Raw genomic sequence first — 971 nt, forward strand, 5'->3', positions numbered from 1 at the left:
GCCGAGCAGGGCGGCCACCGAATTGCCGCGCGCGTCCAGCGCGGCGTTGCCGTTGATCTCGCCGAAGCTGGTACGCATCGGCTCGAAGGTGGGGAAGAGCTGCCTGAGCTTGAGGTGGCGCGCCTTGAGCTGGGCGTTGCCCGGCATCGGCGAGCGGCTGCCGTCCAGGCGTACGCGGGCGTCCACCGTGCCGCCGGCGATGCCGAAGTGCAGCGGGTCGAGGGTGAGCACGCCGTCGTCCATCAGCAGGTGCGTCGAGAGCGAGTCGATCGGCATCGAGGCATCGCGCACGATGCGCGCGCCGTTGAACACGACGTCGGCGTCCATCGCGCGCCAGCGGTCGGTGCGGAAGGGTTCCACCGGCAGCAGCTTGTCGGCCGGCTGCGGCGTAGCGTCGCCGCGCTGCGCCTTCTGCGCGTTGGAGTCGGCGCCGATCAGCGGCGCGAGATCCGCGAAGCGCAGCACCTGCGAGCTGGCCTTGCCGCTGAGCTTGGGACGCGCGCCGCCGGTGACGTAGTCCACGCTGCCGGCCAGGTCGCTGCCGCCGACGCGGCCGCGGAAGTCGTGGTAGCCGAAGCGGCTGCCGCGGCGGTCGAGCTGGGCGGTGAGGCGGCCCTCGGTGGCGTAGGCCGGGGTATCCGGCAGGGTCACGCCGAGGATGGGGTAGAGCTTGGCCATGCTGCTGCCGGCGAGCCACAGCCGCAGGTCGAGCGCGCCAAGGTGCAGGGGATCGGTGAGCGTGCCGACCAGCGCGATGTGGGTATCGCCGATGGCGAGCCGCGCCTGCACCGGAAAGGGCCGGTCAGTCTGCTGCAGGGCCAGCACTGCGCCGGTGCGGCCGCTGCCTTCCAGCGGCGCGCCCTTGTAGCGGCCACGGGCGTTCCAGGCGAACTGGTAGACCTCGCCGGTGCGGCCGGCATCGGGCCGGCCCTGCCTGTCGAGCGCCTTGCCGGCGGCGCTGCCCGCGCTGC

The 971-nt window shown here is 73.2% G+C and carries 1 protein-coding gene; it reads right to left on the reverse strand.

All coding sequences use genetic code 11. The features are described from left to right. Positions 1-971: AsmA family protein (locus ACH65_RS17635; RefSeq protein ID WP_049623948.1), on the reverse strand; the 971-nt coding region annotated here is incomplete at both ends.

Origin of the sequence: Frateuria defendens, from assembly GCF_001182895.1 — a bacterium.
GTDB lineage: Bacteria > Pseudomonadota > Gammaproteobacteria > Xanthomonadales > Rhodanobacteraceae > Frateuria_B > Frateuria_B defendens.